This is a genomic window from Streptomyces sp. NPDC002324, from assembly GCF_053593335.1.
The window spans coordinates 595,542-614,769 of record NZ_JBSFCF010000001.1; the positions used below are offsets into that span (position 1 = coordinate 595,542).

The 19,228-nt window shown below is 72.0% G+C and carries 18 protein-coding genes and 1 pseudogene; 9 read left to right on the plus strand and 10 right to left on the minus strand.

Features of this window, described 5'->3' with window-relative positions:
* Nucleotides 1-20: 20 nt before the first annotated feature.
* From ACWCRJ_RS02510 to ACWCRJ_RS02520, 3 genes are all read right to left on the minus strand, one after another.
* Entirely contained in the window at nucleotides 21-1,070 is a 1,050-nt protein-coding gene (locus ACWCRJ_RS02510) for an endonuclease/exonuclease/phosphatase family protein (protein ID WP_450937496.1), read from the minus strand.
* Nucleotides 1,071-1,252: 182 nt separating this feature from the next.
* Nucleotides 1,253-1,888 carry a TetR/AcrR family transcriptional regulator gene (locus ACWCRJ_RS02515; protein WP_450937497.1) on the minus strand — a complete coding sequence of 212 codons (636 nt, stop codon included), beginning with the start codon at nucleotides 1,886-1,888 and terminating at the stop codon, nucleotides 1,253-1,255.
* A 46-nt stretch (nucleotides 1,889-1,934) separates the two neighbouring features.
* Nucleotides 1,935-3,512, minus strand: coding sequence for an MFS transporter (locus tag ACWCRJ_RS02520; protein WP_450937498.1), 1,578 nt, complete (start codon nucleotides 3,510-3,512; stop codon nucleotides 1,935-1,937).
* 190 nt (nucleotides 3,513-3,702) lie between these two features.
* Here ACWCRJ_RS02520 and panB point away from each other — a divergent pair, with 190 nt between their 5' ends.
* The gene (gene panB / locus ACWCRJ_RS02525; protein WP_450937499.1) at nucleotides 3,703-4,569 is read left to right on the plus strand and encodes a 3-methyl-2-oxobutanoate hydroxymethyltransferase; all 867 of its coding nucleotides are present in this window, start codon (nucleotides 3,703-3,705) and stop codon (nucleotides 4,567-4,569) included.
* 93 nt (nucleotides 4,570-4,662) lie between these two features.
* On the opposite strand, the gene ACWCRJ_RS02530 is transcribed toward panB, so the two are convergent.
* Complete coding sequence (locus tag ACWCRJ_RS02530) at nucleotides 4,663-5,295, minus strand: hypothetical protein (protein ID WP_450937500.1); 633 nt, start codon at nucleotides 5,293-5,295, stop codon at nucleotides 4,663-4,665.
* A gap of 155 nt (nucleotides 5,296-5,450) precedes the next feature.
* Here ACWCRJ_RS02530 and ACWCRJ_RS02535 point away from each other — a divergent pair, with 155 nt between their 5' ends.
* Both ACWCRJ_RS02535 and ACWCRJ_RS02540 read left to right on the plus strand, forming a co-directional pair.
* Complete coding sequence (locus ACWCRJ_RS02535; protein ID WP_450937501.1) at nucleotides 5,451-6,476, plus strand: ATP-binding cassette domain-containing protein; 1,026 nt, start codon at nucleotides 5,451-5,453, stop codon at nucleotides 6,474-6,476.
* The gene (locus ACWCRJ_RS02540; protein ID WP_450937502.1) at nucleotides 6,473-7,309 is read left to right on the plus strand and encodes an ABC transporter permease; all 837 of its coding nucleotides are present in this window, start codon (nucleotides 6,473-6,475) and stop codon (nucleotides 7,307-7,309) included. Before ACWCRJ_RS02535 ends, ACWCRJ_RS02540 begins: the two co-directional genes overlap by 4 nt.
* 49 nt (nucleotides 7,310-7,358) lie before the next feature.
* Here the strand turns inward: ACWCRJ_RS02540 and ACWCRJ_RS02545 are convergent, their stop codons facing one another.
* Nucleotides 7,359-10,667 carry a BTAD domain-containing putative transcriptional regulator gene (locus tag ACWCRJ_RS02545; RefSeq protein ID WP_450937503.1) on the minus strand — a complete coding sequence of 1,103 codons (3,309 nt, stop codon included), beginning with the start codon at nucleotides 10,665-10,667 and terminating at the stop codon, nucleotides 7,359-7,361.
* 201 nt (nucleotides 10,668-10,868) lie between these two features.
* On the opposite strand from ACWCRJ_RS02545, the gene ACWCRJ_RS02550 reads away from it, so the two are divergent.
* Nucleotides 10,869-11,669 carry a site-2 protease family protein gene (locus tag ACWCRJ_RS02550; RefSeq protein WP_450937504.1) on the plus strand — a complete coding sequence of 267 codons (801 nt, stop codon included), beginning with the start codon at nucleotides 10,869-10,871 and terminating at the stop codon, nucleotides 11,667-11,669.
* 18 nt (nucleotides 11,670-11,687) lie between these two features.
* Here the strand turns inward: ACWCRJ_RS02550 and ACWCRJ_RS02555 are convergent, their stop codons facing one another.
* The 3 genes from ACWCRJ_RS02555 to ACWCRJ_RS02565 all read right to left on the minus strand — a co-directional run bounded on the left by ACWCRJ_RS02555 (nucleotide 11,688) and on the right by ACWCRJ_RS02565 (nucleotide 13,805).
* Nucleotides 11,688-11,867, minus strand: a complete 180-nt coding sequence (locus tag ACWCRJ_RS02555) for a hypothetical protein (RefSeq protein ID WP_450937505.1) — start codon at nucleotides 11,865-11,867, stop codon at nucleotides 11,688-11,690.
* 83 nt (nucleotides 11,868-11,950) lie between these two features.
* Nucleotides 11,951-12,679: an NADPH-dependent F420 reductase gene (npdG, locus tag ACWCRJ_RS02560; RefSeq protein ID WP_450937506.1), complete on the minus strand. Its 729-nt coding sequence runs from the start codon at nucleotides 12,677-12,679 to the stop codon at nucleotides 11,951-11,953.
* A 37-nt stretch (nucleotides 12,680-12,716) separates the two neighbouring features.
* Entirely contained in the window at nucleotides 12,717-13,805 is a 1,089-nt protein-coding gene (locus ACWCRJ_RS02565) for a sialidase family protein (RefSeq protein WP_450937507.1), read from the minus strand.
* A gap of 320 nt (nucleotides 13,806-14,125) precedes the next feature.
* Here ACWCRJ_RS02565 and ACWCRJ_RS02570 point away from each other — a divergent pair, with 320 nt between their 5' ends.
* Nucleotides 14,126-15,376 carry an MFS transporter gene (locus ACWCRJ_RS02570; RefSeq protein WP_450937508.1) on the plus strand — a complete coding sequence of 417 codons (1,251 nt, stop codon included), beginning with the start codon at nucleotides 14,126-14,128 and terminating at the stop codon, nucleotides 15,374-15,376.
* A gap of 157 nt (nucleotides 15,377-15,533) precedes the next feature.
* Here the strand turns inward: ACWCRJ_RS02570 and ACWCRJ_RS02575 are convergent, their stop codons facing one another.
* Complete coding sequence (locus tag ACWCRJ_RS02575) at nucleotides 15,534-15,764, minus strand: hypothetical protein (protein ID WP_020115305.1); 231 nt, start codon at nucleotides 15,762-15,764, stop codon at nucleotides 15,534-15,536.
* Between the two features lie 67 nt (nucleotides 15,765-15,831).
* On the opposite strand from ACWCRJ_RS02575, the gene map reads away from it, so the two are divergent.
* Nucleotides 15,832-16,689, plus strand: a complete 858-nt coding sequence (gene map, locus ACWCRJ_RS02580) for a type I methionyl aminopeptidase (protein ID WP_450937509.1) — start codon at nucleotides 15,832-15,834, stop codon at nucleotides 16,687-16,689.
* A gap of 206 nt (nucleotides 16,690-16,895) precedes the next feature.
* Entirely contained in the window at nucleotides 16,896-17,564 is a 669-nt protein-coding gene (locus ACWCRJ_RS02585; RefSeq protein ID WP_450937510.1) for a biliverdin-producing heme oxygenase, read from the plus strand.
* A 137-nt stretch (nucleotides 17,565-17,701) separates the two neighbouring features.
* On the opposite strand, the gene ACWCRJ_RS02590 is transcribed toward ACWCRJ_RS02585, so the two are convergent.
* Entirely contained in the window at nucleotides 17,702-18,346 is a 645-nt protein-coding gene (locus ACWCRJ_RS02590; RefSeq protein ID WP_450937511.1) for a PhzF family phenazine biosynthesis protein, read from the minus strand.
* A 264-nt stretch (nucleotides 18,347-18,610) separates the two neighbouring features.
* Here ACWCRJ_RS02590 and ACWCRJ_RS02595 point away from each other — a divergent pair, with 264 nt between their 5' ends.
* Together ACWCRJ_RS02595 and ACWCRJ_RS02600 are read left to right on the plus strand one after the other, a co-directional pair.
* Nucleotides 18,611-18,808 (plus strand): iron chelate uptake ABC transporter family permease subunit, encoded by a 198-nt coding sequence (locus ACWCRJ_RS02595; protein WP_450937512.1) that lies wholly within the window; start codon nucleotides 18,611-18,613, stop codon nucleotides 18,806-18,808.
* A 19-nt stretch (nucleotides 18,809-18,827) separates the two neighbouring features.
* Nucleotides 18,828-19,176, plus strand: a pseudogene (locus ACWCRJ_RS02600) (hemin ABC transporter ATP-binding protein); the annotation flags it as partial.
* Between the last annotated feature and the right edge of the window lie 52 nt (nucleotides 19,177-19,228).

Consider the following 19,228-nt stretch of genomic DNA (forward strand, 5'->3'; position numbering starts at 1 on the left):
TGACCGCCCCACCTGCGCGGTCAGCTCCCGGACGTGTCGATCGTCACCCGGGCCGCCACCGGCAGATGGTCGCTGCCCGTCTCCGGCAGGGTCCAGGACGCCGTGGGCTCCATGCCCCGGACCATGATCTGGTCGATGCGGGCCAGCGGGAACGACGCGGGCCAGCTGAAGCCGAAGCCGCTGCCCGCCGCGCCCTGGGTGGAGCGCATCTGGGCGGTGACGGCGTTCAGGGCGCGGTCGTTCATGGTGCCGTTGAGGTCGCCGAGGAGCGCGACCTGCTGGATCGGCTCGTCGGCGATGGCCTCGCCGAGGGCGTTGGCGCTCTTGTCGCGCTGGCGGGCGGTGAACCCGGCCTCCAGCTTCACCCGTACCGAGGGCAGATGGGCGACGTACACGGCGACCGGCCCGTTCGGCGTCGCCACGGTCGAGCGCATCGCGCGCTCCCAGCCGAGCTTGATGTCGACGGGCTCGGTGTCGCTCATCCGGTACCGGCTCCACAGGCCGACGGTGCCGACGACCTCGTGGTACGGGTATGTGGCCGCCAGCGCCTTCTCGTACACCGGCACCGCGTTCTCGGTCAGTTCCTCCAGGGCCACCACGTCCGCGCCGGAGCCGGCGATCTCGCGGGCCGTGCCGGAGGGGTCGGCGTTGTCCGCGTTGACGTTGTGGGTGACGACGGTGAAGTCGCCGCCGCCGCCGGTCTTGCTGGTGACGAGTCCGCCGAAGATGTTCAGCCAGACGACGGTGGGCACCAGCAGCGCGATGAGCGCGGTCGCGGATTTGCGGACCAGCGCGAGCACGAGCAGCAGCGGGATCGCGAGGCCCAGCCACGGCAGGAACGTCTCGGTCAGACTGCCGAGGTTGCCGACGGCGTTGGGGACCTGGGCGTGCAGCACCATGACCAGGGCGACGAGGACGGCGAGGACCGCGAGGACGATGCCCCGCCGCCAGATCCGCCGGTCCCCTCTCCAGCCGCCGAAAAGGCGGTCCAGCAGGCGCCGGAACCGGGATTGTTCGCGACCCTGACCCGTGCCGCCGCCGCCCGTCTCCGTCATGTACGCCTGCGCCATACCGTCGCCTCACTGCCTGCCGTGCACTTTCCCCGCGCCTAAAGACCCTAGGGGATGATCGCCGTCGTTCCCGCCGCCGCACGCGGGGCGTTCGGGGACGAGGACGTACAACCCGCTGTTCGGAGTTCCGAACCGGTGGACAGGCCCCGACGTCTGTAACGAAACGCGCACATCACTGTGACTCACTTCGCAGAAGGACGAAGCCCCTCGAGCACCGTGTCGACGATGTTCTCCGCGAGATCCTCGGGCAGGGTGGCGTCCGGGCGCATGACGGTGCGCACGAGCATGGGGCCGAAGACCAGGTCGCCGACGAGGTCGAGGTCGACGTCGGCGCGGAGTTCGCCGTTGTCCCGGCCCCGGCGCAGGACCTCGGCGAGGGCCCGGCGGCGGGGGGCGACGACGTCCGCGTGGTAGGCGTCCCAGATCTTGGGGCTGCTCTTCATCTGGGCGATGACGTTGTGCAGGATCGCCGACGGCCGGTTGAGCAGGCCGCGCCTGCGTGCCGCCTCCAGGAAGACGACGAGGTCGTCGCGCATCGAAGTGCCGGGCAGCACGGGGTCCGGGGGCTCGGCCGCGCGCAGTACGTCGACGAAGAGCGCCTCCTTGCCGCTCCAGCGGCGGTAGATGGTCGCCTTGCCGACGCCCGCGGTGCGGGCGACCCGTTCGATCGACAACTCCGAGAGCGGCACGCCCTCTTCGAGGAGTTTCATCACGCCTTCGACGATGGACCGCTCCACGGCCTCGCTGCGGGGCCGCCCGCGGACGGGGCCCGCGCCCCGGACGCGTCCGTCTCCGGCGTGGCTCTCGGCGAGGCTCAAGGTCGACTCCGTCTCTGTGCGTCGTGGGACCGGACCGATTCTCCGGTCAGTGGTCGACAGCCGCCAACTCGGGCTCCTCCTTGCCCTTCTGAGCACCCTTCGGCCGTCCCGGCAGGAAGACCGCCATGGCCACGGCACCGATCAGGGCGACACCGGCCCCGCACAGGGCGGTCACGTGCATGGCGTGCAGGAAGGCGTCGTGGGCCGGGCCGACCAGGGCCTCGCCCCGTTCACCGAGACGGGCGGCGAGGCCGAGGGTGGCCTCGATGGACTCGGCGGCGGCGTGCGGGGCGCCGGCGGGCAACTGGTGCTCGATGTCGCTCCGGTAGGCGGTGGACAGCACCGAGCCGAGGACGGCGATGCCGAGGGCGCCGCCGACCTGGCGGAAGGTGTTGCTGAGCGCGGACGCGGAGCCGGCCTTCTCGCGGGGCAGCGCCTGCATGATGACGACGCTGAGCGGGGTCATCACATGGGCCATGCCGACGCCCATGAAGAAGAAGATGACTTCGAGGATCCAGATCGGCGTGTCCCCGTCCAGCACGGCGAACGCGGCGAGCATCCCGGCGATCAGCGTCATACCGGCCGTGCACACCGCGCTGTTGCCGAAGCGGTCCACGACGAGCCGGGCGCGCGGCGCGAAGACGAGCTGCGCGACGGCCAGCGGCAGCATCAACAGGCCGGTCTGGAGCGGCGAGTAGCCGCGCACGGTCTGGGTGTAGAAGACGGAGAAGAAGGTCACGCCCATCAGCGCGAAGAAGACCAGGCCGATGACGCCGATGGACGCCGAGAAGACCTTGTTCCGGAAGAACGACATGTCGATGGACGGGTGGTCGCTGCGCTTCTCGAAGATCACGAAGGCGGCGAGGACCGCGAGTCCGGCCCCGATGGTGGCGAGGACCGTGACATCGGTGAAGTCGGCGAGCTGACCGCCGCGGATGATGCCGTAGACGAGGAGCACGAGGCCGACGACGGAGAGCACCACGCCGACGGGGTCGATGCGGCCGGGGGCGGGGTCGCGCGAGTCGGGCACCAGCCAGATCATCAGGCCGAGCGCGAGGAGGACGATCGGCACGTTGATCAGGAAGACCGAGCCCCACCAGAAGTGGTCGAGCAGGAGACCGCCGGTGATCGGGCCGATGGCGATGGCGAGTCCGACGCCGCCCGCCCAGATGCCGATGGCCTTGGGCTGCTCGTCGCGCTCGAAGACGTTCATCAGGACGGCGAGGGTGGCGGGCATGACGAAGGCGGCACCGAGGCCCATCACCGCGCGGAAGACGATCAGCTGGGCCGGGGAGCCCGACATCGCGGCCAGCGCCGAGCCGAGGCCGAAGACGACGAGTCCGCCGAGCAGCACCTTCTTGCGGCCGAGGCGGTCGCCGAGCAGGCCCGCGGAGAACAGCAGCCCCGCGAAGACGAGTGTGTAGGCGTTGATCGCCCACTCCAGCTCGCTCTGGGTGGCGCCCAGGCCGGTGGGCTCGGGGGTGGAGATCGTCTTGATGGCGACGTTGAGGATCGAGTTGTCGAGCACCACGATCAGCAGGCTCAGCATCAGCACACCGAGGATCACCCAGCGGCGCCGGTGCACCGCCGCCGGTATGCGGGAGTCAGGGACTGCGGTAGTCATGACGTCGAGCCTAGACCTATTTCGATACGGGACCGTCTCGTATCGAATATCTTTTACCCTGTTCTTACATGCCGCATGCCGAAACGGTCACATGCGCCCGCCCTAGCCCTCCCCCTCGGGAGGTGCCACCATGGAAGCGGTCCGGGGACGCCGTCAGGGTGCCTCGAGATGACATGAAGGAGCTGGAGCGATGACGCAGCTTTCGGCTGCCCAGACGAAGCCCTCCGACGGCAGCAAGGCGCTGTACGGGGGCAAGGGCACACGCCGTATCACCGTCCGGGACATCGCCCTCGCCAAGGAACGCGGCGAGAAGTGGCCCATGCTCACCGCGTACGACGCGATGACCGCCTCCGTCTTCGACGAGGCCGGCATCCCGGTCATGCTCGTCGGCGACTCCGCGGGCAACTGTCACCTCGGCTACGAGTCGACCGTGCCCGTCACCCTCGACGAGATGACCATGCTCTCCGCCGCCGTCGTACGGGGCACCAGCCGCGCCCTGATCGTCGGCGACCTGCCCTTCGGCTCCTACCAGGAGGGCCCGGTGCAGGCGCTGCGTTCGGCGACCCGGATGGTCAAGGAGGCCGGGGTCGGCGCGGTCAAGCTGGAGGGCGGCGAGCGCTCGCACCGCCAGATCGAGCTGCTGGTCGAGTCCGGCATCCCCGTCATGGCCCACATCGGCCTCACCCCGCAGTCCGTCAACGCGATGGGCTACCGCGTGCAGGGGCGGGGCGAGGAGGCCGCGCAGCAGCTGCTGCGCGACGCCAAGGCCGTCCAGGACGCGGGCGCGTTCGCGGTCGTCCTGGAGCTGGTCCCCGCGGAGCTGGCGGCGGAGGTCACCCGGGTGCTCCACATCCCGACCGTAGGGATCGGGGCCGGGGCCGAGACCGACGCGCAGGTCCTCGTGTGGACGGACATGCTGGGGCTGACCGGGGGGCGGATGCCGAAGTTCGTGAAGCAGTACGCGGATCTCCGGGCGGTCATGGGTGACGCGGCGAAGGCGTTCGCGGAGGACGTCGTGGGCGGGACGTTCCCGCAGGAGGAGCACTCGGTGCACTAGGGCGAGGCGATCAGAGCCGCTGCGGTGGCAACGGGACAGCCCGCCGGTCTTCCCCCGCCGGCGGGCTGCTCTCGTCCGGCGCCGCTGTCCGGGTCACGTGTCCGGCAGGCCCGCCGCCACCCGCACGGCCGCGTCGACCCGCGTGTTCAGCACCAGCGACCGCTCCGGCCAGCCCGGGTACCGGACGCGCAGCTCCCGGCCGTCCGTCTCCACCGACCCCGCGCCCTGCGGCAGGGCCAGCCGGCGTATCTCCGGGTAGGACAGCCGTGCGCGCGGCCGCTCCTCGGGCAGACGGACCAGGACCACCATGTACCAGGCCATCCCGTCGTCGTGCTCGGCCGTGACGCAGGCGACGGCCACCTCGACGCCGTCCCGACGCCCCACGGCCAGCAGGTCGCCGCGGAAGAGCGGGCTCGCGGGCAGCTTCCACCGCTCCCCCTCGCCGGCGAACGCCGCCGGGTCGGTGCCGCAACGCCCCTCGTGACGGTCCGCCCAGGCGATCAGGGTCCCGCGGCTGTTCTCCCGCCGCTCCGCGTGGCGTCGCGCGGTGGCCAGCTCCATGGCGGAGAGCGCACAGCTGATCACGAGCATGAGAACGACGAGGGGCAGTGTCATCCACCACGGGAACTCCGAGACGCCCCCGATGACGAGGACGATCGCCGCGCCGCCTCCGCCGACGACAGCGGCCTCTCTCAGCGCCTTCCGCTCATCGTCCTTGAGGGGCATGGCGAACAGTAGAGCACCGCTCGTCACCAATTGCTCTGTCCTGAACGGCTTTTGTGGCACACCGACGGGTCCCTGTCGGTGTGCCGCCGGCGTCCCGTCGGTCGTGTGGGCGGGCTGTCGGTGATTTGTCGGTGGCGCCTGACATGGTCGTCCCCATGACACGAATCGACATGAACGCCGGCGGCGCGAAGGGCGCTGTGACCGTGCGGGGGCTGGTCAAGCACTACGGGGAGACCAGGGCGCTGGACGGTGTCGACCTCGACGTGCGCGAGGGCACGGTGATGGGCGTGCTCGGCCCGAACGGCGCGGGCAAGACGACGCTCGTGCGCTGCCTGTCCACCCTGATCACCCCCGACGCGGGCCACGCGACCGTGGCCGGCTACGACGTCGTACGGCAGCCGAGGCAGCTGCGCCGCGTGATCGGGCTGACGGGGCAGTACGCCTCCGTTGACGAGAAGCTGTCCGGCTTCGAGAACCTCTACATGATCGGCCGGCTGCTCGACCTGCCCCGCAAGGAGGCGAAGAGCCGCGCCACCGGTCTGCTGGAGCGGTTCTCGCTGACCGAGGCCGCCGGGCGCCCGGCGGCGACGTACTCCGGCGGTATGCGGCGGCGGCTCGACCTTGCCGCGTCCATGATCGGGAGCCCGGCCGTGCTGTACCTGGACGAGCCGACGACCGGCCTCGACCCGCGGACGCGCAACGAGGTGTGGACCGAGGTGAAGCGCATGGTCGGCGACGGTGTGACCGTGCTGCTGACCACCCAGTACATGGAGGAGGCCGAACAGCTGGCCTCCGAGCTGACCGTGATCGACAAGGGCAAGGTGATCGCGGGAGGCCGTATCGAGGAGCTGAAGGCCCAGGTCGGCGGTCGCACGCTGCGGGTCCGGCCGGCCGATCCGGTGCACCTGCGGCCGCTGGCCTCGGAGCTGGACGGCCTGGGCATCACCGGGCTCGCCACGACCACCGTGGACACCGCGACCGGCACCCTCCTCGTGCCGATCCTCAGCGACGAGCAGCTGACCGCCGTCGTCGGCGCGATCACCGCGCGCGGGGTGACCATCGCCTCGATCACCACCGAACTGCCCAGTCTGGACGAGGTGTTCCTGTCGCTCACCGGCCACAGGACCGGTGCGACGCAGGACGCCACCCCGTCCCCCGCCTACGAAGAGGTCGCCGTATGAGCGCCACCACCGTCCCCACGACCGGTGGGACCGTCGAGGCCGGTCAGGCCGACGGCCGCATCGGGCTCCGGGCGCACGCCCGGCACACCGGCGCGCTCGTCCGGCGGAACCTGCTGTGGATCCGCCAGGACCCCGAATCGATGTTCGACGCGGTCCTGATGCCGATCGTGTTCACCCTGCTCTTCGTGTACGTCTTCGGCGGCTCCATCGGGCAGGCGCTGGGCGGCGGCCAGGAGCAGTACGTGCAGTACGTGGTGCCGGGGCTGATGGCGATGATGGGCATGAACATCGCCATGGGCGTCGGCACGGGCTTCAACGAGGACTTCCAGAAGGGCGTCATGGACCGCTTCCGGTCCCTGCCGATCGGCCGGTCCTCGGTCCTGCTCGCGAAGATCTCCGTCGAGCTGCTGCGCATGCTGGTCGCCACGACCATCCTGCTGACCGTCGGGGTGCTCATCGGCTTCGACATCACCAGCTGGCCGGGACTGTTCGGCGCGGTCGGCCTGGCCGTCGTCTTCGGATCGTCCCTGATGTGGATCTTCCTGGTGCTGGGCGTGACGATGAAGAACGCCCAGTCCGTGCAGGCCATGGGCTTCCTGGTGCTGTTCCCGCTGCAGTTCGGGTCGTCGATCTTCGCGCCGACCCAGTCGATGCCGGGCTGGCTGCAGGCCTTCACCGACTACAACCCGCTGTCGTCCCTGGCGGACGCGGCGCGCGGGCTGATGACCGGCGGCCCCATCGCGCACGACCTGCTGGTCACGCTCGGCTGGTCGGTGGGCCTGACGGCGGTGATGGCGCCGATCGCGATCCACAAGTTCAAGACGAAGAGCTGACCACCGGGGCCGCGGCCCTCACGGCGACGCCGGAAGGGCCGCACGGCGGTCATACGAGGGCGGCGGCCTCCCGCGGGGTGAGGGCGGCGCCCTCGGCGTACGCCCGCTCGTACGCGGCGTCGTCCAGCACCGCCCGCGTCACGGCCTCGGCCTTGGCGCGGGACTCGGCCTCCATCGGGCTGGAGAAGTGGCCGGGCGGCAGCATCGCGTCGGCCGCGCCGATGAGGCGGGCCGCGTCGGGGGCGCGGGAGCCGCCGTCGACGCCCGTCAGGGATATGGCCGCGGTCACGAGATGGATGGCGGGCATATGGGGCGCGACCATCTGGGACAGCCGGTCCAGACTCCGGTCCAGCGCCTCGCGCATCAGCCGCAGCGCCTCCTCGTGCTGCCCGTCCATCGTCTCCAGCCAGCCCTCGACGCCGATCACGAACCCGGCGAAGAGCACGAAGTCCGCGGCGTGGAAGTCTTCGCGCAGCAGGGTGAGCTGCTCGCGGGCCTCGTCCGTGCGCCCGCTGCGGCCGAGCCGGATCGCGAGGAACAGCCGGGCGGCGGGCACCGCCCCGCCGGCGGCCCGGCGCCCGGCCTCCAACACGTCGAACAGCATCTTCTCGCCGCGCTCCGCGTCGCCGCTCTCGATGTACACACTGCCGAGCCGGACGCCGAGCATGCCCAACTGGGCGTTGGCGCCGAGTCGTTCGGCGTACTCGATGGCCCGCTCGAAGTCCGCGGCGGCGAGCTCGAACTCGCCCTTGCGCTCCAGGAACTCGCCGCGTGCCGAGAGCGCCTCGGCGGCGCCCCAGGCGTCCCCGAGCCGGTCGAAGATCTCCAGCGACTCCTCGGCGTCCGCGGGGGCGTCGCCCGCCCAGTCGGTACGGTTGGCGAGGATGTTGGCCCGCATCTGCAGGGTCTGGCCCAGTTCCCAGGTGAAGTCGAGGGCGCGGCAGGTGTCGATGTTGGCGTCGAGGATGGCGCGCAGCCGGTCCATGTCGCCGGTCAGCAGGACGGCGTAGAACCACATGAAGCCCGGGAAGCGGCAGGTCTGAGGCTGGCCCGGCCGGTAGGTCGCGCTGATGACCCGCAGTTTCTCCTGGCTCTCGGGGGTCTCCCAGGCCGGCAGCTCCATGTCCATGCAGGCCAGGTGGACGAGATGCACCCCGCGCCGGGCCTCGTCCAGGACGGCGGGGCTCATCGGCGGCGGGCGTTCGACGGTGCGCTCCCGCAGGTCCGGGACGGGGCGGGCGGGTGCGGTGAAGGGGTCCGGGCCGAGTTCCTTGACCTGGGCGGACCAGTGCCGGGCCTCGGTCTTCAGGTCACGCATCTGCCAGTACCAGCACAGGGAGAGCGTCAGGCAGAGCGCTTCCTGCTCGTCCCGCTCGGCGACGGCGTGTCTGAGGGCGGTGCGGATGTTCTCGTACTCCAGCTCCAGCAGCTCGATCGCGGCACGCTGGCCGGAGCCGCGCAGCAACGGGTCGGTGGTGCGGACGAGTTCGCGGTAGTACGTGAGGTGCGCGCGTGCGGCGGCCGGGCGGGTGCCGGTCTCGTCGAGCCGTTCGCCCGCGTACTCGACGACGGTCTCCAGGAGCCGGTAACGCATCTCGCCGGCCGCGGGAACCGCCGAAGGGGCCGCCACGACGAGGGACTTGTCGACGAGCGAGCCGAGCGCCTCCAGCGCGGCGGGTCCGCAGACGGCCTCGGCGGCGGCCAGGTCGCAGCCGCCGGCGAACACCGACAGCCGCCGCAGGACGTACCGTTCGTCCTCGTCGAGCAGCTCCCAGGACCAGTCGACGACCGCGCGCAGGGTCTGCTGCCGGGGCAGGACGGTACGGCTGCCCGAGGTGAGCAGCCGGAAGCGGTCGTCGAGGCGGTCGGCGATCTGGCGGGGCGTCAGCATGCGCAGCCGGGCCGCCGCCAGCTCGATGGCCAGGGGCAGTCCGTCGAGACGGCGGCAGATCTCGGCGGCCGCCTCCGGGTCGGCGTCGACGGTGAAACCGGGCCGGGCCGCCGCCCCCCGGTCGGCGAGCAGGCGCAGCGCGTGGGGCTGCGCCAGCGGTTCCACCGGGCGCAGCAACTCCCCCGGTACGCCGAGGGGTTCGCGGCTGGTGGCGAGGACGGTCAGCGTCGGGCAGCGCTGGAGGAGCTGGTCGACGAGGTGGGCGGCGGCGTCCACGACGTGTTCGCAGTTGTCGAGGATCAGCAGCATGCGGCGCCCGGCGCAGTGTTCGGCCAGGCGGGCCAGCGGGTCGTCCTTGCGGTCCGCCGCGACGCGCATCTCCTCGGCACGGGCGCCGCGCAGGACGGTCTCGCGGGCGCCGAGGGCGGTGAGGACGGTCTCCGGGACGTTCGCGGGGTCGTCCACGGGGGCGAGTTCGGCGAGCCAGACGCCGTCCGGCATGGCCTCGGCGACCGCCTCACCGGCCTCCTGGGAGAGGCGAGTCTTGCCCGCGCCGCCGGGGCCGAGGAGGGTGACGAGGCGGGTGCCGGTGAGGTCGTGGCGGATGGTGTCGATGTCGGTGTCCCGGCCGACGAACGAGGTGAGGCGGGCGCGGAGGTTGCCCGGCGCGCGGGTCGGGTGGGGGTGCGGTGCGGACTGGTCGCGCGGTTCCCCGCGCCCCTGACGGGGCGCCGCCTCGTCCGAGTTCAGCAGGTCCTCGTGGAGTTTGCGCAGGGGCGGCCCCGGGCTCGTTCCCAGGCGGGCCGACAGCAGGCGGCGTACCTCCTCGTAGGCCGCCAGGGCCTCTGCCGTGCGGCCCGCGTCCCGGAGGGCCTGGAGGCGGAGGAACTGGAGGGGCTCGTCGAGGGGGTGGGTGTCGCAGAGGGCGGTGAGGTCCGGGAGGGCGGAGTCGGCGCGGCCCAGGGCGAGGGCGGCGGTGAGGCGGGTGCGGTGGGCGTCGAGACGGCGGGTCTCCCAGCGGGCGGCCTCGGCGGCACGGTCGGGGAGGTCGGCCAGCGGCGGGCCCTGCCAGAGGGCCAGCGCGTCGTCGAGGACGTCGGCGGCCTTGGCCGGATCGCCGTCGGCGAGCGCGCGGGCGCCCTCCTCCGCGAGACGTTCGAAGCGGTGCAGGTCGATGTCGTCCCGTGTCGCCGCGAGGCGGTAGCCGCCGTTCAGTGAGGCGATCGCGTCCGGGCCCAGCGCCCTGCGCAGCCGGCCGACCAGCGCCTGCAGCGCGGCCGGCGCGTCGGCGGGCGGATCGTCGGCCCACACCTCGTCGACGAGGGCGGCCGCGGGCACCGTACGGCCCTGGCGCAGCGCGAGCACGGTCAGCAGGGCGCGCAGCCGGGCGCCCCCGACGGGGACGGGGGTGCCGTCGGGCTGCAGTGCCTGGGTGGTGCCGAGGATGCGGTAGCGCACAGGGTCCATTGTCTCTGTCGGTGGTCGCTGTCAACGTCGGGTCCGGGTGTCCGGTGCATCGAGTCGGACGCTCCCGCGCCACCGTCGACCGTGCCTCCCCCACCTTCCTAGGAACCGGGAGGGGATCGCGAGACGTTTTCGGGGTGCGCCCGGTACCGTCGGGCAGGCCGTTCGAGTGATCGATTGTCCGCCGCGAGTCCTAGGAGCCCCATGACCACCGCCGCGTCCCGCCGGAGCGACCGGAGGATCAGCCCCGTCTTCGTGGGGATCGTGGCCGTCATGGCGGTCACCGGATGGGCCACCTGGACCGGGTTCGCCGAGCAGCCCGGTCTGGCCGTCTTCCTGTTCGTGACCTCGGCGTGGGTCGTCTCCCTGTGTCTGCACGAGTACGCGCACGCCCGCACCGCGCTGCACAGCGGTGACATCTCCATCGGCGCCAAGGGCTATCTCACCCTGAACCCGCTGAAGTACACCCATGCCCTGCTCAGCATCGTGCTGCCGGTCGTCTTCGTGATCATGGGTGGGATCGGTCTGCCCGGTGGCGCGGTGTTCATCGAGCGGGGCCGTATCCAGGGCCGTTGGAAGCACAGTCTGATCTCGGCGGCGGGCCCGCTGACGAACGTCGCGTTCGCGGCCGTCTGCACCGCGCCCTTCTGGCTGGGGGTCACGGACGGCGTGCCGGACGCGTTCCTCTTCGCCCTCGCCTTTCTCGCGATGCTCCAGGTCACGGCGGCGATCCTGAACTTCCTGCCGGTGCCCGGCCTGGACGGCTACGGCGTCGTCGAGCCCTGGCTGTCGTACAAGATCCGCCGCCAGGTGGAGCCACTGGCGCCCTTCGGGCTGCTGCTCGTGTTCGCGGTCCTGTGGATCCCGGCGGTGAACGGGGTGTTCTGGGACGTGATCGACGCGTTCATGCGGGGCCTCGGGATCGAGGACCGGCTCTCCGACTGCGGCTACTGGCTCTACCGATTCTGGCGCGAGGACAGCGACGTCTGCCTCACCGGGATGTGAGGCAGGCGCCGCGAGAGCTCAGCGGGCGGCGGACCGCTCCAGCTTCGCCTTGCGCGCGTAGTACCAGGTCATGTTGGAGGACAGGCCGGCCATCAGCACCCACACCACACCCAGCCAGCTGCCCCGGCTGAAGGAGACCACGGCGGCGGTGACCGCGAGCAGGCACACGATGAGGGCGTAGACGGCGAGGCGGGGCATGAGGGTCGGCTCCTGGGGGGGCGGTCGGACGCAGTGGTACGGCGTCCAGTGTCCCCCATGCCCGTACGCGTACGTACCTCGCCTTACACGTCCGTGAGGCGGATGCCCGCGTGGGCCTTGTAGCGGCGGTTCACGGAGATGAGGTTCGCGACCAGGGACTCGACCTGGTGGGCGTTGCGCAACCGGCCGGCGAAGATGCCCCGCATGCCGGGGATACGGCCGGCCAGCGCCTGCACGATCTCGACGTCGGCCCGCTCCTCGCCGAGGACCATCACGTCCGTGTCGATCTCCTCGATCTCCGGGTCTTCGAGGAGGACGGCGGAGAGGTGGTGGAAGGCGGCGGTGACGCGCGAGTCCGGCAGCAGGGCGGCGGCCTGTTCGGCGGCGCTGCCCTCCTCCGGCTTCAGCGCGTAGGCGCCCTTCTTGTCGAAGCCGAGCGGGTTGACGCAGTCGACGACGAGCTTGCCTGTCAGCTCCTCGCGCAGCGACGCGAGGGTCTTGCCGTGGCCGTCCCACGGTACGGCGACGATCACGATGTCGCTGCGGCGGGCGGTCTCGGCGTTGTCGGCGCCCTCGACGCCGTGTCCCAGCTCCTCGGCGACGCCCTGGGCGCGGTCGGCGGCCCGCGACCCGATGATCACCTTCTGGCCGGCCTTGGCGAGGCGGTACGCGAGGCCCTTGCCCTGCGGCCCGGTGCCGCCGAGCACGCCGACGACGAGCCCCGACACGTCCGGCAGGTCCCAGGGGTCCTTGGCCGGGGCCTTCGCGGGGACCTGCGCGGGGGGCTGCTGTGCACTGTCAGTAGAGGTCATGGGCCGACTTTACGTGCGGGTCCTTCGGGGCCGGCGGTCAGGTGAGCGCGGTCACGGGGACGCGGCGGAAGGTGATCGTCTCGTACGCGCCGAAGTCGCCCGTCTCGTAGAGCAGGCCGACGGTGTCCCGGTCGACACGTACGAGGTCGCTGTACGCGGCGGGCAGCCCGTCGACGGTGTGGACGGGGCGCCAGGTGACGCCGTGGTCGGTGCTGGCGCGGACGGTCATCAGGGCGCGGAAGCCGGGGTCGGCCGGGCCGGAGTAGAGGAGCAGGTCGGGGTCGCGGAGCTGGAGGACGCTGCCCTCGACGACCGGGCCGACGAGGCCCGCCTGCGGGCGGAAGGGCCTGACCAGGGTCTCGCCGCCGTCGGTGGAGTGGGCGTCGGCGCGGGTGCCGGGGGCCGGGGAGTCGTTGCGGGTGTTGAAGTAGACGCGGCCGTCGGGGAGTTCGGTGGCGGTGGTCTCGTTGGCGTTGACGTAGCCGTCGGTGTTGTCGTCGACGTACCCGATGCGCCAGGTGGCGCCCGCGTCGTCGCTCAGCAGGCAGTGCCCGCCGTTGTACCTGCCCTCCGTGCCGTCGTCCGCGCCGACGGGCGGGAGGGAGTGGTTGGCGGGGACGACGACGCGGCCGGTGGAGAGCTGGAGGGCGTGGCCGGGGGTGGTGGCGTACCAGCGCCACTCGGGCTTCTTCGTCTGCCCGGTGATCTCCCTCGGGGCGGACCAGGTCGCCCCCTCGTCGTCGCTGTGCCGCACCCACACCCTGCGCCCGTCCGCCGCGCTCACGGTGCCGCGCCGGATGGCGTCCTCGGTGGCGTGGGCGGCGTTGCGGACGTGGACCAGCAGGATCCGGCCGGTGTCGAGGACGACGGGAGCGGGGTTGCCCGCGAGGGCGTCGCCGTTCTCCGCGGCGACCTGCGGCGGGCCCCAGGTCCGGCCGCCGTCCGTCGACCGCTTCACCACGATGTCGATGTTCCCGAAGTCCTCCCGCCCACCGACCCGCCCCTCGCAGAAGGCGAGCAGATCACCGGACCGGGTGCGGACGACCGCCGGGATCCGAAAACTGGCGTACCCCTCACGGCCGGCGCGGAAGGGGATGCTGCTCTCGGGCGTCGGAATCGGGGTCACGGGGGCTCCTGAGGTGAAGATGGGGGGCGGTCGCGCCGCGCTGACGCGGCGTGTGTGCCCGGCGCGGGCCAACTCACGGTGAACTCCGGGTCACGAGTGATCGCCGCTGGGGGTGAGGCGGCCGCCGGGGGCCGTGACCGTCGAAAAGCGGTTGCCGCGGGGGTGGGGGCCGTCGAGCATGGGCCTTCGTGACTGTCTCCGACGATGCCGCTCCGGACTCCACGGCCTCCTCCCCTCCCTCTCCCTCCCCTCCTCCCTCCTCTCCTGCCTCCTCCGGGTCGCGTCTGGGTGCGCTGCTGCCCGATCCGGGGCCCTGGCGGGTGTCCCCGGATTTCCGGCGGCTGTGGGTGGCGGGGCTGATCACCAACTTCGGAAGCTTTCTGACGTTCGTGGCGCTGCCGGTGCAGATGAAGGAGCTGACCGGGTCGGTCGTGGCGGTCGGGGCCATCGGCGCGGTCGAGCTCGTGCCGTTGATCGTGTTCGGGCTGTACGGCGGCGCCCTCGCCGACGCCCTGGACAAACGGGCGCTGATCCTGTGGAGCGAGGCCGGGCTGGGGCTGCTGTGCGCGGGGCTGCTGGTGAACGCGCTGTTGCCGGAGCCGCTGGTGTGGCCGTTGTACCTGGTGGCAGCCCTGTCGTCCGCGCTGGTCGCGGTCCAGCGCCCGGCCCTGGACTCGATCGTCCCCCGGATCGTCCCGCACGAGCATCTGCCGGCGGCCGCCGCGCTCAACTCGCTGCGCTGGACGGTGGGCGGGGTCGCCGCACCGGCCCTCGCGGGTGTCGTCGTGGCCTACGCGGGGCTCGCCTGGGCGTACGCGGCGGACCTCGCGACCTTCGTGGTGTCCGTCGCGCTGGCCGTGGGGCTCGCCGCCTCCCCCGCGTCGCACGAGGCCGCGAGACCGTCGTTGCGGTCCGTCGCGGAGGGCGCGCGGTACGCGTGGAGCCGCAAGGAGCTGCTCGGTACGTACGCCGTCGATCTCGCCGCGATGTTCCTGGCGATGCCGCTGGCCCTGCTGCCGTTCCTCGCGGACGAGTTGGACGCCCGGTGGTCGCTGGGGCTGATGTACGCGGCGCTGCCCGCGGGGGCGTTGCTGGTGACGCTGACCAGCGGGTGGGCGTCCCGGGTGCACCGGCACGGGCGGATGGTGGTGCTGGCGGCGGCGCTGTGGGGGCTGTCGGTGACGGCGGCGGGGCTCATGCGGGAGGTGTGGCTGGTGCTGGCGTTCCTGGTGCTGGGCGGCGCCTTCGACATGGTGAGCGGGATCTTCCGCGCCGCGATGTGGAACCAGACCATTCCGGACGAGCTGCGGGGGCGGCTCGCGGGGATCGAGCTGCTGTCGTACGCCGTCGGACCTCAGCTGGGGCAGGTGCGGGCCGGGAGCATGGCGGCGTGGACGTCCGTGCGGGCGTCCGTGTGGGCCGGCGGGGTGCTGTGCGTGGGGGCGGTGGGGTTGCTGGCGCTGTCCCTGCCGAAGCTCATGTCCTACGACGTGCGCACGAACGAGCACGCGGTCCGGTTGCGGGAGCAGCGGGCGGCCTCACCGGCCGGCGCGCCCGCCCCTCCCGGCTGACCGGTACCGGGTACGGGCCTGTTCGGCGCGTCGCGCCGCCCCGCGAGGACGATCACCTCGTGCGGCGCGGCCGCGACTCGCCTCTCCGCCGACGGCCACCGCTCGCCCACGCCGCCCCCGCCCGCCGAGCGGTGGGGGCGGTACTCGCCGGGGGCCGTCAGTCGGTGTTCGAGTCCGTCGCGGGGGTGTCGTGCCAGCGGGGATCGTTCTCCCACTCCGCGTTGCGTTCCTGGGCCGTCTCCATGGCCCGGGTGGCTTCCTGGCGGGAGGCGTAGGGGCCCATGCGGTCCTTGCCGGGGCAGTCGGGGCCCTCTTCGACCTTCTTGTGCTCCAGGCAGTAGAACCACTCGCCGGGCTTGCCGGCCGTACGCCGTTTGAACAGGGGCATGACCTGAGTTCCCTTCACCAGTCGTCTCCGACATGGTCCCCCACCACCGCTGGTTAAACTCGCTGGCATGTCTGGCCAGTCGCTGCTCGCACCGGGGAAGCTCTCCCCCACCCGTACCGTTCCGGGAAACATCCGCCGACCCGAGTACGTGGGCAAGCCCGCCCCGACTCCGTACACCGGGCCGGAGGTGCAGACGCCCGAGACCATCGAGGCGATGCGGATCGCCGGCCGGATCGCGGCGCGGGCGATGGCCGAGGCGGCCAAGCACATCGCCCCCGGCGTCACCACGGACGAGCTGGACCAAGTCGCGCACGAGTACATGTGCGACCACGGTGCCTACCCGTCGACGCTCGGCTACCGGGGCTTCCCGAAGTCGCTGTGCACCTCGGTCAACGAGGTCATCTGCCACGGCATCCCCGACTCGACCGTGCTGCGCGACGGCGACATCGTCAACCTGGACGTGACGGCGTACATCGGCGGCGTGCACGGCGACAACAACGCCACCTACCTGGTGGGGGACGTGGACGACGAGTCCCGTCTCCTCGTCGAGCGGACCGAGGAGTCCCTCGCCCGTGCCATCAAGGCCGTGAGGCCGGGCCGCCAGATCAACATCATCGGGCGGGTCATCGAGTCCTACGCGAAGCGGTTCGGGTACGGGGTCGTGCGGGACTTCACCGGGCACGGGATCAACTCGTCGTTCCACTCCGGCCTGATCGTCCCGCACTACGACTCCCCGCACGCCACCACGGTGATCCAGACCGGGATGACGTTCACCATCGAGCCGATGCTGACGCTCGGGTCGTACGACTACGACATGTGGGACGACGGCTGGACGGTCGTCACCAAGGACCGCAAGCGCACCGCCCAGTTCGAGCACACGCTGGTGGTGACGGAGACGGGCGCGGAGATCCTCACGCTGCCGTAGTCCCCGTCGCACCGGGATTCGTCCCCGCGAGACAGCCCGCCCCCGGTTCCGGCCGTGCGGCGGGCTTTTCGCTGTGCGGGTGCGCGGGCCGGACACGGGGTACCGTCTTACCGACAGGGAGTCGGGAACCTGTTGACTTAGGTAAACCTAACCAGAGAAAATGACGTCAGCGTCTCGTCTTCCCCATTTCGGCACCGGAGGCCTCCATGAACGCGTCGGTCGCATCGGACACGGCGTTCTCCACACTCATCCGCACCGCCTCGCACGAGCAGCACACCGAGGCGGAGTCCACGACGTTCATGGGCGACATGCTGGGCGGCAAACTCGGCGTCGAGGCGTACGCGCGGTACACCGAGCAGCTCTGGTTCGTGTACGAGGCACTGGAGAGCGCCGCGCCGGGGCTGGCCGGCGACCCGGTCGCCGGGCCGTTCGTCCAGCCCGAGCTGATGCGGCTGCCCGCGCTGGAGCGGGACCTGGAGCATCTGCGCGGCCCCGGCTGGCGCGCGACGCTCACGGCACTGCCGGCGACCGAGGAGTACGCGGCGCGGGTCGCCGAGTGCGGGCGTTCGTGGGCCGGCGGGTATGTGGCCCACCATTACACGCGCTACCTCGGCGACCTCTCCGGCGGACAGATCATCCGGGACCGGGCCGAGAAAACCTGGGGCTTCGCCAGGAAGGGCGACGGAGTCCGGTTCTACGTCTTCGAGGAGATCACCAACCCGGCCGCGTTCAAGCGGGGGTACCGGGAGCTGCTGGACCGAGTGCGGGCCGACGACCTGGAGAAGCAGCGGATGGTGAGCGAGTGCAAGCGGGCGTTCGCGCTGAACACCGCGGTCTTTCTCGCGTTGGGCGAGGAGTTCCCGCTGAGCGCGTAGGCGCCGCGCTCGCTGGGGCGGGGCCTCGGGGTCGCGGGGTCGCGGAGGTCATGGGTTCGCCGCGGATGTGTGGGGGCCGGTCGCGCGGTTCCCCGCGCCCCTCGCAAAGCAGGGGTGGCCCCCTCCCGATAAGTGCCCTAGCGCTCCAGGAAGACCCTGCCTCCGACCTCCACCCAGCCGTGCGGCTGCGGGGCGGTGAGGAGCTGGGAGCCCGTGCCCTGGGTGATGTTCAGGGCCCGGCCCAGCTGCGCGGTCAGCTGCAGGGCCGCCGCGCCGGTGGCCTCGTCCTCGTCGATGCCGTCGTCGCGGCCGGGGAAGGCGCGGGCACGGACGCGCCCGGCCGCCTCGTCCTCCCAGGCCCAGGCGTAGAGCCACTCGCCGGGCGGCGGTACGCGCAGGTCGTCGATCTCGGCGGCGGAGGCGTACTGGCGGAAGGTGCGGGGCGGGGCCCACTCCGGCAGGGCCTCGATCCAGCTGAACTCGCCGTCCAGCCGGGCGCCGACGACCCCGGCCGGGGTGACCAGTTCGGGCACGTCGAGGAGCCAGGCCGCGCCCACGCACGGGTATCCGGCGAAGGGCAGGCGCAGCGAGGGGGTGTAGATGTCGATCACCCCGCGCTCGGGGTCGTCCACGAACACGGTCTCGCTGAAGCCGAGTTTGGCGGCGAACTCCTGGCGGTCGGCGCGGTCGGGCATCACGGAGCCCTCGCGGACGACGCCCAGTTCGTTGCCGTATCCGCCGCGGGGTCCGCAGAACACCCGCAGCACGTCGAAGTCGGTCACTCCGGCATTGAAACATCAACCAGGCCCCGTGTCGTACCAGGTCACCACACCGCCGGACGGCGATCGGGCAGGGCCGGCCCCACCCAGGAGTGGATCAAGTGACCGTACCGGTCAAGCCGGTTGGGCCGGAGAGGGCCGACGGGCCCGCGAGGACGGGCCGGGCACGGCCCGCCGCCCCCGCTCCCGCCTCCGCCGTCGCCGTGCCCCGCTCCCGCTCACCGTCGGTCTCGTCGCCGCCCTCCTCGTGCGCGGTTCCCCCGGACCGTGCCGGCGCTGCCGATCGGGGCCTCACTCGGCTGCACCGGGGCGCTGGCGCAGGGCGTCTTCGGCAATCCGCCGGCGGAGCCGAGTGTCATCGGGGTCTCGCTGGGCGCCGCGGCGGGCACGGTCGCGACGATCGCGTTCCGGATCTCGCTCCTCGGGAGCGGACGGTGTCCGCGTTCGCGTTCGTCGCGCGCATGATCACCGTGCTGGGTGTACCGCGCGGGTGCTCGCCCAGCGGGCGCCGCTGCTGGTGCTGGACGAGCCGACGGCCGCGTTGGACCCTGCGCCACCGGGAGCTGGGGTGTGCCGGGCGCGGGCCGGGGACGCGGTGGTCGTCGTCCTGCACGATCCGGGGACGGCGGCGGCGTGCGCGGACCGGGTGGCCGTGCTGCGGGACGGGCGGATCGCGGCGGAGGGGCCGCCGGCCGGGGTCCTCGAGGAGGCGCTGCTGTCGGAAGGTGTACGGGCAGCCGCTGGAGGCGTTCCCGCATCCGCGGACCGGCGATGTCCTGATCACGCCGAAACAGGAGGAAAGTCGAGCCTTGGACGTGAAAGCGCGTTCTTGACCGCTGATTGGCTCTCTTGACCCGCTCTTGACCGGACTATGGGGGCTGTTTT

Bases quoted from the DNA above. Each gene is read 5' to 3' on its own strand.
- ACWCRJ_RS02510 (WP_450937496.1), bottom strand. From the start codon at position 1,070: ATGGCGCAGGCGTACATGACGGAGACGGGCGGCGGCGGCACGGGTCAG.
- ACWCRJ_RS02520 (WP_450937498.1), bottom strand. From the start codon at position 3,512: ATGACTACCGCAGTCCCTGACTCCCGCATACCGGCGGCGGTGCACCGG.
- panB (WP_450937499.1), top strand. From the start codon at position 3,703: ATGACGCAGCTTTCGGCTGCCCAGACGAAGCCCTCCGACGGCAGCAAG.
- ACWCRJ_RS02530 (WP_450937500.1), bottom strand. From the start codon at position 5,295: ATGCCCCTCAAGGACGATGAGCGGAAGGCGCTGAGAGAGGCCGCTGTC.
- ACWCRJ_RS02535 (WP_450937501.1), top strand. From the start codon at position 5,451: ATGACACGAATCGACATGAACGCCGGCGGCGCGAAGGGCGCTGTGACC.
- ACWCRJ_RS02540 (WP_450937502.1), top strand. From the start codon at position 6,473: ATGAGCGCCACCACCGTCCCCACGACCGGTGGGACCGTCGAGGCCGGT.
- ACWCRJ_RS02545 (WP_450937503.1), bottom strand. From the start codon at position 10,667: ATGGACCCTGTGCGCTACCGCATCCTCGGCACCACCCAGGCACTGCAG.
- ACWCRJ_RS02550 (WP_450937504.1), top strand. From the start codon at position 10,869: ATGACCACCGCCGCGTCCCGCCGGAGCGACCGGAGGATCAGCCCCGTC.
- ACWCRJ_RS02555 (WP_450937505.1), bottom strand. From the start codon at position 11,867: ATGCCCCGCCTCGCCGTCTACGCCCTCATCGTGTGCCTGCTCGCGGTC.
- npdG (WP_450937506.1), bottom strand. From the start codon at position 12,679: ATGACCTCTACTGACAGTGCACAGCAGCCCCCCGCGCAGGTCCCCGCG.
- ACWCRJ_RS02575 (WP_020115305.1), bottom strand. From the start codon at position 15,764: ATGCCCCTGTTCAAACGGCGTACGGCCGGCAAGCCCGGCGAGTGGTTC.
- map (WP_450937509.1), top strand. From the start codon at position 15,832: ATGTCTGGCCAGTCGCTGCTCGCACCGGGGAAGCTCTCCCCCACCCGT.
- ACWCRJ_RS02585 (WP_450937510.1), top strand. From the start codon at position 16,896: ATGAACGCGTCGGTCGCATCGGACACGGCGTTCTCCACACTCATCCGC.